At 67.5% G+C, this 10,461-nt stretch carries 10 protein-coding genes; 8 read left to right on the top strand and 2 right to left on the bottom strand.

All coding sequences use genetic code 11. The features are described 5' to 3' along the window. The first annotated feature begins 225 nt into the window (after positions 1-225). The 7 genes from sucC to GV027_RS12850 all read left to right on the top strand — a co-directional run bounded on the left by sucC (position 226) and on the right by GV027_RS12850 (position 7,413). The gene (sucC, locus tag GV027_RS12820; RefSeq protein WP_159512100.1) at positions 226-1,428 is read left to right on the top strand and encodes an ADP-forming succinate--CoA ligase subunit beta; all 1,203 of its coding nucleotides are present in this window, start codon (positions 226-228) and stop codon (positions 1,426-1,428) included. Positions 1,429-1,659: 231 nt separating this feature from the next. Continuing rightward, positions 1,660-2,406, top strand: coding sequence for an electron transfer flavoprotein subunit beta/FixA family protein (locus GV027_RS12825; RefSeq protein ID WP_031393439.1), 747 nt, complete (start codon positions 1,660-1,662; stop codon positions 2,404-2,406). After that, a complete protein-coding gene (locus GV027_RS12830; RefSeq protein ID WP_159512101.1) occupies positions 2,403-3,332 on the top strand; it encodes an electron transfer flavoprotein subunit alpha/FixB family protein in 930 nt (309 codons plus the stop codon). The genes GV027_RS12825 and GV027_RS12830 overlap by 4 nt, the downstream gene beginning before the upstream one ends. Positions 3,333-3,509: 177 nt before the next feature. Then, complete coding sequence (locus GV027_RS12835; protein ID WP_159512102.1) at positions 3,510-5,321, top strand: DUF885 domain-containing protein; 1,812 nt, start codon at positions 3,510-3,512, stop codon at positions 5,319-5,321. A 62-nt stretch (positions 5,322-5,383) separates the two neighbouring features. Continuing rightward, a complete protein-coding gene (locus GV027_RS12840) occupies positions 5,384-6,376 on the top strand; it encodes a glycosyltransferase family 2 protein (RefSeq protein WP_107930730.1) in 993 nt (330 codons plus the stop codon). A 123-nt stretch (positions 6,377-6,499) separates the two neighbouring features. Continuing rightward, positions 6,500-6,925 carry a hypothetical protein gene (locus tag GV027_RS12845; protein WP_159512103.1) on the top strand — a complete coding sequence of 142 codons (426 nt, stop codon included), beginning with the start codon at positions 6,500-6,502 and terminating at the stop codon, positions 6,923-6,925. Between the two features lie 248 nt (positions 6,926-7,173). Beyond that, entirely contained in the window at positions 7,174-7,413 is a 240-nt protein-coding gene (locus tag GV027_RS12850; protein ID WP_159512104.1) for a hypothetical protein, read from the top strand. Between the two features lie 36 nt (positions 7,414-7,449). On the opposite strand, the gene GV027_RS12855 is transcribed toward GV027_RS12850, so the two are convergent. Together GV027_RS12855 and GV027_RS12860 are read right to left on the bottom strand one after the other, a co-directional pair. Next, on the bottom strand, positions 7,450-8,178 hold the full coding sequence (locus GV027_RS12855) for a class I SAM-dependent methyltransferase (protein ID WP_056406929.1): 729 nt from the start codon (positions 8,176-8,178) through the stop codon (positions 7,450-7,452). Positions 8,179-8,194: 16 nt separating this feature from the next. After that, positions 8,195-8,620: a GtrA family protein gene (locus GV027_RS12860; RefSeq protein ID WP_192003263.1), complete on the bottom strand. Its 426-nt coding sequence runs from the start codon at positions 8,618-8,620 to the stop codon at positions 8,195-8,197. A 91-nt stretch (positions 8,621-8,711) separates the two neighbouring features. Here GV027_RS12860 and GV027_RS12865 point away from each other — a divergent pair. Next, a partial coding sequence (locus GV027_RS12865) for an AcrB/AcrD/AcrF family protein (RefSeq protein ID WP_159512105.1) occupies positions 8,712-10,461 on the top strand: 1,750 nt, incomplete at its 3' end.

Consider the following 10,461-nt stretch of genomic DNA (forward strand, 5'->3'; position numbering starts at 1 on the left):
AACTCTGGCACGAAAAGGGTTACTTTTCCGCAAATGTTTGTGATCCGGCAGGCGTTTCGATCCGCGGCGGCGCGCATCCGCAAAATGGCCAAAAATCAGCGATCCCCTCACTCTATTGCGAACGAGACGCAAGTGCAAATGCCTTAAGGGTGGATTTGCGGCGCGCCCTGTGCTTTACGCGCTGGTAATTCCCGAGTTTCCCAAAAATTGCGTGGAGCCTTCCCGATGAACATCCATGAATACCAGGCCAAGGAACTGCTGGCCAAGTTCGGCGTCCCCGTCCCCGCCGGTTTCGCGGCGCTGACCGTCGAGGAAGCCGTCGAGGCCTCGAAGAAGCTCCCCGGACCGCTCTACGTCGTCAAGGCGCAGATCCACGCCGGCGGCCGCGGCAAGGGCAAGTTCGTCGAGCTCGGCCCCGACGCCAAGGGCGGCGTCCGCCTCGCCAAGACCGAGGACGAGGTTCGCGCGGCCGCGACCGACATGCTCGGCAACACGCTCGTCACCATCCAGACGGGTGACGCGGGCAAGCAGGTCAATCGCCTGTACGTCACCGACGGCGTCGACATCGACAAGGAATTCTACCTCGCGCTGACGCTCAACCGCACCACCGGCCGGGTGATGATGGTGGCCTCGACCGAAGGCGGCATGGACATCGAGGCGGTCGCACACGACACGCCCGAGAAGATCCAGTCGATCGACATCGACCAGGCGACCGGCTTCATGCCGCATCACGGCCGCGCCGTTGCCGCAGCACTCCAGCTGACCGGCGATCTCGCCAAGCAGGCCGCGAACACCGCGTCGAAGCTGTATGACGCGTTCATGGGCACCGATGCCGAGCAGATCGAGATCAACCCGCTCGCGGTCACCAACGACGGCAAGCTGATGGTGCTCGACGCGAAGGTCGCGTTCGACGGCAACGCGCTGTTCCGCCACAAGGACCTGCTCCAGCTGCGCGACGAGACCGAGGAAGATCCCGCCGAGCTCGAGGCGTCGAAGTACGACCTCGCCTATATCAAGCTCGACGGCGACATCGGCTGCATGGTCAACGGCGCAGGCCTCGCCATGGCGACGATGGACATCATCAAGCTCAACGGCATGTTCCCGGCCAACTTCCTCGACGTCGGCGGCGGCGCCAACAAGGAGAAGGTGACGGCCGCGTTCAAGATCATCCTCGCGGATCCGAACGTGAAGGGCATTCTCGTCAACATCTTCGGCGGCATCATGAAGTGCGACATCATCGCCGACGGCATCGTCGCGGCGGCGAAGGAAGTGAACCTGTCGGTCCCGCTCGTCGTCCGCCTCGAGGGCACGAATGTCGAGAAGGGCAAGGAGATCCTCGCGAACTCCGGCCTGGCGATCGTCCCGGCGAACGACCTTGGCGACGCCGCCAAGAAGATCGTCGCAGAGGTGCAGAAGGTCGCGGCGTAAACGCTGTCGGCCTCGCATACTGACTTCGCGAAAAACGGGGCTCGGACGGAAACGTCCGGGCCCTTTTTCGTTGGTATCGCAGCCGGTCCGACGGGGCGGTCGTCGTGACGCTACGGTATCCGATGTTTCCGTACCGCACTTGCGAAAACGACGCGAAACCGCCATCTGTCGCACCAACGCAGCCGGTAACCGGCGGGCGAAACGAACATATTCACCTTGGAAGGAATCCTGATGAAGGTGCTGGTGCCGGTCAAGCGTGTGCTTGACTACAACGTTAAGCCTCGCGTGAAGGCGGACGGAACGGGCGTCGATCTGGCGAACGTCAAGATGAGCATGAATCCGTTCGACGAGATCGCGGTCGAGGAAGCGATCCGCCTGAAGGACAAGGGCGTGACAGAGATCGTCGTCGTGTCGATCGGCGAGCAGAAATCGCAGGAAACGCTGCGCACTGCGCTCGCCATGGGTGCCGACCGCGCGATCCTCGTCCTCAGCGAGACCAAGGTCGAGCCATTGGGCGTCGCCAAGATCCTCGCCAAGATCGTCGAGGAAGAACAGCCCGACCTCGTCATCCTCGGCAAGCAGGCGATCGACGACGACAACAACCAGACCGGGCAGATGCTCGCCGGCCTCCTTAACTGGGGCCAGGGCACGTTCGCGTCGAAGGTCGAGATCGCTGACGGCTCGGTCCATGTGACGCGCGAAGTCGATGGCGGCGCGGAGACCGACACGCTCAAGCTGCCCGCGATCATCACCACCGATCTTCGCCTCAACGAGCCGCGCTATGCGTCGCTGCCGAACATCATGAAGGCCAAGTCGAAGCCGATGGCGACCAAGGCGCCGGCCGACTTCGGTGTCGACGTGACGCCGCGGCTGACCACGCTGAAGGTCGTCGAGCCCGCCAAGCGCTCGGCGGGGATCAAGGTCGCTGACGTCGACGAGCTCGTCGGCAAACTCAAGACGATGGGAGTCGCAAAGTGAAGACGCTCGTTTGGGTCGAACATGACGGTCAGGTCGTCAAGGACGCCACGCTTTCCGCGGTCACTGCCGCGAGCAAGCTCGGCGAGGTCCATTTGCTGGTCGCAGGGCAGGGGGTCGACGCCGTCGCCGCCGCCGCCGCGAAGATTGCCGGCGTCGGCAAGGTGCACGTCGCCGACGACGCAGCGTTCGCGCACGCGCTCGCCGAAAACGTCGCGCCGCTGATCGTCGAGCTGATGGGGCATCACGACGCGTTCGTCGCGCCGTCGACCACGCACGGCAAGAATATCGCGCCGCGCGTCGCAGCCCTGCTCGACGTCATGCAGATCAGCGACATCCTCTCGGTCGAGAGCGACGACACGTTTACGCGCCCGATCTATGCGGGCAACGCGATCGCCACCGTCCAGTCGTCGGACGCGAAGAAGGTCATCACCGTCCGCGGCACCGCGTTCGAAAAGGCCGCCACCGAAGGCGGCTCTGGCGATATCGAGGCGGTCGCCTCGACCGGCGACAAGGGTCTGTCGACCTTTGCCGGCGCGGAGATCGCGAAGAACGAGCGTCCCGAACTGACCAGCGCGAAGGTCATCGTTTCGGGCGGCCGTGCGCTGGCCTCGAGCGACCAGTTCCACGCGCTCATCGATCCGCTCGCGGACAAGCTTGGCGCGGGCGTCGGTGCAAGCCGCGCCGCGGTCGATGCGGGCTATGCCCCGAACGACTATCAGGTCGGCCAGACGGGCAAGATCGTCGCCCCCGAAGTCTATGTCGCAGTCGGCATCTCGGGCGCGATCCAGCATCTCGCGGGCATGAAGGATTCGAAGACGATCATCGCGATCAACAAGGACGAGGACGCGCCGATCTTCCAGGTCGCGGACATCGGCCTGGTCGGCGATCTGTTCAAGATCGTCCCCGAACTGACCGAAAAGCTCTGACGCCGCCCCTCCTCCCCCGCCAGGGGGAGGTGGCAGGCATAGCCTGACGGAAGGGGAGGATAGGCGGACCCATATTGCCTGTCCTCCTCCCCCACCCACCAAACCCCCGGACAGCGCCGCTTGCCCCGCACAGATCCCCGGCTACTATCCCCCGCAACACCCCGGGGGACCCATCACATGAACCGTCGCGCCTTCCTCTCGTCCGCGAGCATGCTCGCCACCCTCGCCCTCGTCCCGCGCGCAGCCCTCGCCGCCGGCGCCACCCCCGGCGACGCGAAGCTCGACGCGCTCCTCACCTCGATCTTCGACGCGAACCTCAAATACGCCCCCGAATTCGCCACCCAGCTCGGGCTCGACAAGGGCGCCAACGCCGCGCTGAAAAGCCGGCTCGGCGATTACACCCCCGGCGCGGTCAGGGCGAACCTCGCGCGCACCACCCGCACGATCGCGCAGATCGAGGCCGTGCCCCCCGCCACCCTCTCCGACGCCGGCCGCCTCAACCGCGAGGTGGTGCTCTATTCGCAGAACCAGCAGCGCACCGCCGCCGAGCGGTTCGGGCTCGGCTCCCCCACCAACCCCTATGTTATCAGCCAGCAGGACGGCGCCTATTTCGACGTCCCCGACTTCCTCGACAGCGCGCACACGATCAAGACCGCCGCCGACGCGGACGCCTATTGCGCGCGCCTCGACGCGTTCGCGACCGCGCTCGACGGCGACACCGCGACGCAGGCCGAGCGCGCGAAACGCGGCCTCGTCGCCCCCGGCATCTCGCTCGACCTCGCGCTCGGCCAGATGGCGGCGCTGCGCGCCCCCGCGCCCGCGCAGAGCGGCCTCGTCACCTCGGTCGCGACGCGCACCAGGGCCGCCGGGCTGACCGGCGACTGGGACCGCCGCGCCACCGCGCTCGTGACGGACAAGGTCTATCCCGCGCTCGACCGCCAGATCGCGCTGGTCAAGCAGCTCCGCACCACGGCCCGCACCGAGGCCGGGCTCTGGGCGATCCCCGGCGGCGACGCGATCTACGCCGCCGCGCTCGCGCAGGCGACCACCACCAATTTCACCCCCGACGAGGTCCACAAGCTCGGCCTCGACCAGGTCGCGCAGATCGGCGCCGAACTCGACACCATCCTCAAGGCGCAGGGCCTGACTAAGGGCAGCATCGGCGCACGCCTCGCCGCCTTCAACGCCACCCCGGCACAGCTCTATCCCGACACGCCCGCCGGCCGCACCGACCTCATCGCCGGGCTCAACACCGGGCTCGCCGCGATGCAGGCCAAGCTCCCCCAGGCGTTCATAAACCCGCCGTCCGCCCCGCTCCAGATCCGCGCAGTCCCGACCGATATCCAGGACGGCGCCTCGAACGGCTATTACCGGCTCGCCGCGCTCGACGGCTCGCGCCCGGCGATCTACTTCATCAACCTGAAAAGCGTCGCCGACTGGCCCAAATACACGCTCCCCTCGCTCACCTATCACGAGGGCGTGCCGGGCCATCATCTCCAGCTCAGCCTCGTCGCCGGGCTCGACACGCCGCTGCTGCGCAAATTCTCGTTCTTCGGCGCCTATGTCGAGGGCTGGGCGCTCTACGCCGAACAGCTCGCCGACGAACTCGGCGGCTATGCCGGCCCGATCGAACGCGCGGGCTATCTCCAGTCCTTCCTCTTCCGCGCCGCGCGCCTCGTCGCCGACACCGGCATCCACGCCAAGCGCTGGACGCGCGAACAGGCGACCGACTATTTCGTCGACACCGTCGGCTTCGCCCGCCCCCGCTCGCAGCGCGAGATCGAGCGTTACTGCACGATGCCGGGCCAGGCCTGCAGCTACAAACTCGGCCACATCAGCTGGCTCCGCGCCCGCGACACCGCGAAGAAGATCCTCGGCGACAAGTTCGACGTGAAGCAGTTCCACGAAGTGCTGCGCGACGGCGCCGTCCCCCTCACGATCCTCGAACGCCTCGTCGAAGCCCGCGCCACCGCGCTGGCCAAGGCCTGACGCCTAATCCTCCCCCAAGAACAAACGATGACGCCGCGCAACGGGGCGGCTAGAGAGCGGGGATGCACCGTCCCGCGCTCTCCGTCGTCGTCCCCTGCTATAACGAGGCCGCCTGCCTCGACCTCCTCCACGCGCGCATCTCCGGCGCGGCGCAGAGCGCGGTCGGTGAGGATTACGAGATCGTCCTGATCAACGACGGCTCGCGCGACGACAGCTGGTCGGTGATGCAGCGTCTCGCCGCCGCCGATCCCCGGCTCGTCGCGATCAACCTGTCGCGCAACCACGGGCATCAGCTCGCGCTCACCGCCGGGCTCGACCTGTGCGCGGGCGAGCAGATCCTGATCATCGACGCCGATCTCCAGGATCCCCCCGAGCTCCTCCCCCAGATGCGCGCCGCGATGGCCGAGCAGCAGGCCGACGTCGTCTACGCGGTCCGCCGCCAGCGCGCGGGCGAGACCGTGTTCAAGAAAGCCACCGCCGCCGCCTTCTACCGGCTGCTGACCAAGATGACCGACACGCCGATCCCGGTCGACACCGGCGATTTCCGGCTGATGAGCCGGCGCGCATTGGACGCGTTCCTGTCGCTCCCCGAACAGGCGCGCTTCATCCGCGGCATGGTCGCCTGGATCGGCTTCCGCCAAATCCCCTTCGCCTATGACCGCGCCGAGCGGCACGCGGGCGAGACCAACTATCCGCTCGCCAAGATGATGCGGCTCGCCTTCGACGCGGTCACCGGCTTCTCGACCGCCCCGTTGCGCTTCGCCAGCCATGCCGGCCTCGCGCTCACCGGCGTCTCGCTGCTGCTGTTCGTCTACATCGCGATCGGCTGGCTCTCGGGCAGCGCGGTGCAGGGCTGGACCTCGACGATGCTGGTGACGGTGTTCCTCGGCGCGGTGCAGATGTTCGTACTCGGCATGATCGGCGAATATCTCGGCCGCCTCTACGTCGAATCCAAACGCCGCCCCCTCTACATCGTCGCCGACATCGCCGGCCCCATCCAGGGCAAGGCCACATTGGGCTTCCGCGCCGAACCCACCGAAACCCCCGTTACGTAAAATAGCCCCTCCTCTTCAGGGGAGGGGTTGGGGTGGGGGCTCACCCCGCAAGCACCCGCCCGACACCAATATTGACGCGCCCTGCAAAGCGGCGCAGCCTTCCACCCGCAAGAGGGAGGCAGCATGATGCTAAGGCTCATCGTGTCGATCATGGCCGGCCTGGCCATCGCGGTCCTGCTCATCGTCGCCACCGACACGCTGTTCCACACCGTCTCGACCACGCCCCCGCCCGATCCCGGCAACGCCGACGCGATGCGCGACTATGTCGCCCGTCAGCCGCCGGCCCTGCTCGGCGGGATCGTCCTGGGCTGGTCGCTCGCGGCCTTTTCGGGCGCGGCCGTGGCGGCGCGCGTCGCCGGACGTCGCCGGGGTGCTGGCTGGAGTGTCACGCTGCTCGTCCTGCTCGCGACCGCGGCGAATTTCGTGCTGGTCGAGCATCCCGCCTGGATGGCCGCAACCGCGCTCCTCGCCATTCCCGCCGCCGGCGCGCTAGCCACCCGCCTCGCCACCCCGGCGAAGGCCGGGGCCCAGTTGGGAAGGTCAGAGTAACGAAGCGCCACAGCCGTCAGCACCGTCCCCCAACTGAACCCCGGCCTCCGCCGGGGAGGAATTGGAGAGACGTCACGTGCGAAACCCACCCAACTACAGCCCCCCCCGTTCGTGCTGAGCGCAGTCGAAGCACCGCCCCACGGCACCCATCCTTCGACTGCGCTCAGGGCGAACGAACATGGGACGGCGCCTGGCCAGATTGCGGACATAAGACCGTCGTGACATGTCTTCACGCAGAGGAGATTGGGATGGCGACGGTAACGGCACGGTTGGCGAACAGGCTGCCCCCGCGGCTGCGTATGGCCATGACGCCATTTCTGTCGTTTGCGATCGGTTGGCTCGCCCTGACCGGTCTGATCGAGACCGTGCAGAACGGCGACGCTTTCGACCTGGTGAAGCTCGGCGCACTGATCGTCGGGTGCGTCCTGGCGGCGTTCGTCCGTCCGATCCCGGATAGATATCGGCAATCACCGGACCAGCAAGAGTGACGGAGAGCGCAGACACAGTGTCGCGCTCGCCACCCCCTACCCCGGCACCGCCAGCGTCACGATAGACACCCCCGGCGTCATCGGCACGCGCCCGACCAGATGCCGCTCCAGCCGGAAGATCCGCTCGAACAGCGCATTCAGCGGCTTGGCGGGCGGCGAATCGTCGCTGTCGTCGCGGCCCGACAGCCGTCCGGCGATCCGCGCCGCCGCTGCCAGCGGGAACAGCAGCGAATTGAAATAGCCGAGCTTGTCGGGCTTCAGCCCCGCCGCCGCGATCGCCGTCTTCAGCGTCGCCTTCGAATAGCGCCGATGGTGATGGTTGACCGTGTCGTGCGCGCTCCACAGCCACTGGTGCGCCGGCACCGCGATCAGGATCTTGCCGCCGGGCGCGAGGCACTGCGCCATCGCCTTCAGCGCCGCGACGTCGTCCGCGATATGCTCGACCACGTCGAGCACCGCGATCAGGTCGTAATGCCCGCGCGGCACCCCCGGCAGCTCCGGCAAAGGCGCCGCCCCGACCGGCTTGCCGAGCCGTGCGCTCGCGATCTCGCGCGCCGCCGGGTCGATCTCGATCGCGTCGATCTCGCCGAACCCCGCCAGCATCGGCAGATTATGCCCCGTTCCGCAGCCGATCTCGAGGATCTTCGCATCCGCCGGCAGGCCGCCATAGCGCGTCAGATAATCCGCCAGGATGTCGCGGCGCGCGCGGTACCACCAGTGCGTGGAATCATGCGCGGCCATCCGGTCGTAAACGATGCGGTCCATCAGCAATCGGCCATAATCAAGAGAATACCCAGAAGCGGTTGAGCACGAACGTCACGATCGCGGCAAGGAACACCGCGGGGACCAGCGGTACCCAGGGATGCAGATGAAGGAACGCGGTCCCGACCCAGGTGATCAGCGCGTTGAGCGCGAGCCCCGTCCCCTGCACCAGCACGAACTTGACGTGCTTGGCCCCGCCCGGCTCGGCGGCATGCCCCTTGAAGCTCCACCGGCTGTGCAGGAAATAGCCCGCGGTCACCGCGACGGCAAAGGCGAACGGCACCGCCGCGACCGCCTGCTCGGGCGGAAACACGAACTTGGTCAGCGGCAGATAGACGAGCGAATAGATCACGCTCGACAGCCCGCCCGCAATCCCGAAGCGGAAGAGCTGGCCGAGCACGCCGCTCGCCCGCATCTGGTCCATCTGTCGCCTGATCGCCTGCATGCCCGCCTTGTTCTTTACACGCGCGTCGATACAGCGGCGCTCAACGTCACGCCCCGCGCATTAGTCCGCGCGCGGTCAGGAGGAAAGCGTTTTGGATCAGCCCCACCAGTCCCCATGGCAGCGGGGGCGCGACCTGCTCGATCGCCACTGGGTCGCGTTGACGCTGCTGGCATGGCTCGGCGTCGCCGCCTGGTCGCTGGCCGACCGCTGGGGTCAGGTCCGCTGGCTGTCGCTCGGCGATACCGACGACAATATGCGCCTGATGCAGGTCCGCGCATGGCTGGACGGCCAGGGCTGGTATGATCTGCGCCAGTACCGGATGAACCCGCCCGCCGGCTTCGACATCCACTGGAGCCGGATCGTCGACCTGCCGATCGCCGGCCTCATCCTCTTCTTCCGCCTGTTCACCAGCAACAGCTGGGCCGAACGGCTCGCCTGCGGGATCGCGCCCTTGCTGCCGCTGTCGATCGCGATGCTCGGCATCGGCGCGACCGTGCGGCGGCTGATCCACCCGCTCGCCTGGCCGCTCGCGATCCTGTTCCTCGTCGGCGCGACCGCGACGATGCTGATGTACATGCCCGAACGCATCGACCATCACGGCTGGCAGCTCGCGATGCTCAGCCTCACGCTCGCCGGCCTGTGCGACCCGCGCGCGCGACGCGGCGGCGCGCTGGTCGGGATCGCGAGCGCGGTGTCGCTCTCGATCGGGCTCGAACTTCTCCCCTATGCCGCGATGGCGGGCGCGATCATCGCACTGCGCTGGGTCTGGGACCGCGCCGAGGCGCCGCGGCTCGCGGTCTATGCGCTGACGCTGGGTGGCGGCAGCACGCTCGGTTTCGCACTGTTCGCCTCGAACGCGAACCAGGCGATGCGCTGCGACGCGCTGACGCCCGTGTGGCTCAGCGTGATGATCGCCGCCGGAATGCTCCTCTTCCTGCTCGCGCGCTTCGGCCCTGCATCACGCGGGGTGCGGCTCGCGCTCGCGGTCGCGGCGGGCGCGGCGATCGTGATCGGCTTCGCGCTGATGTTCCCGCAATGCCTCGCCCGGCCCGAGGGCGTCTCGCCCGAGCTTCAGCGCAACTGGCTGAACAATGTCCGTGAGGCGAAACCGATCTACAAGCACAGCTGGCGCACCGGCGTCGCGATCGCGACGCTGCCGGTGATCGGCCTGCTTGGCGCGCTGTTCGCCGCATGGCGCGCACGCCGCCGCCCGAGCGCGATCGGCTGGGTCGCGGTCGCGCTGTTCACCACCTTCGCGGTGCTGATGCTGTTGTGGCAGGTCCGCGCCGGTCCCGCGGCGCAGATGCTCGCGGTCCCCGGCGGCGTCGCGCTCGCCTGGGTGATCGTCCCCCGGCTGCTCGGCCACCGCTCGATGCTGGTGCGCGTGCTCGGCACCGCGGGCGCGCTGGTGATCGTCTCGGGCTTCTTCGTCGGCATCGCGCTCAAATACGTCCCCGTGGGCAAGCCCAAGGGCTATGAAAAGCGCGTCAACATGGCGACCGGCAACTGCCTGCGCACCACCGTGCTGCTCGCGCTGAACAAATACCCCGCGCAGACGATCTTCACCTTCGTCGACATGGGTCCGCGGCTGATCACGATCACGCACCACAATGCGATCGCCGGCCCCTATCACCGCAACGGCGCTGCGATCCTCGACGTCCAGCACGCCTTCGGCCGCACCCCCGACGAAGCCCACGCGATCATCAAACGCCACGGCGCGACCCTGTTGCTGCTCTGCCCCAACGCGGCGGAATCGACCAACTACAAGGCCCGCAGCCCCAACGGCTTCTACGCGCAGATGGCAAAGAACCAGGTCCCCACCTGGCTGACCCCGCTCCCCC

Source organism: Sphingomonas sp. T1 (genome assembly GCF_902506585.1).
GTDB classification, from domain to species: Bacteria; Pseudomonadota; Alphaproteobacteria; order Sphingomonadales; family Sphingomonadaceae; genus Sphingomonas; species Sphingomonas aerolata.

What these genes read in the sequence shown, in the direction of transcription:
- sucC (WP_159512100.1), top strand. Translation starts at nt 226, where the DNA reads ATGAACATCCATGAATACCAGGCCAAGGAACTGCTGGCCAAGTTCGGC.
- GV027_RS12825 (WP_031393439.1), top strand. Translation starts at nt 1,660, where the DNA reads ATGAAGGTGCTGGTGCCGGTCAAGCGTGTGCTTGACTACAACGTTAAG.
- GV027_RS12835 (WP_159512102.1), top strand. Translation starts at nt 3,510, where the DNA reads ATGAACCGTCGCGCCTTCCTCTCGTCCGCGAGCATGCTCGCCACCCTC.
- GV027_RS12840 (WP_107930730.1), top strand. Translation starts at nt 5,384, where the DNA reads ATGCACCGTCCCGCGCTCTCCGTCGTCGTCCCCTGCTATAACGAGGCC.
- GV027_RS12845 (WP_159512103.1), top strand. Translation starts at nt 6,500, where the DNA reads ATGATGCTAAGGCTCATCGTGTCGATCATGGCCGGCCTGGCCATCGCG.
- GV027_RS12850 (WP_159512104.1), top strand. Translation starts at nt 7,174, where the DNA reads ATGGCGACGGTAACGGCACGGTTGGCGAACAGGCTGCCCCCGCGGCTG.
- GV027_RS12855 (WP_056406929.1), bottom strand. Translation starts at nt 8,178, where the DNA reads ATGGACCGCATCGTTTACGACCGGATGGCCGCGCATGATTCCACGCAC.
- GV027_RS12860 (WP_192003263.1), bottom strand. Translation starts at nt 8,620, where the DNA reads ATGCAGGCGATCAGGCGACAGATGGACCAGATGCGGGCGAGCGGCGTG.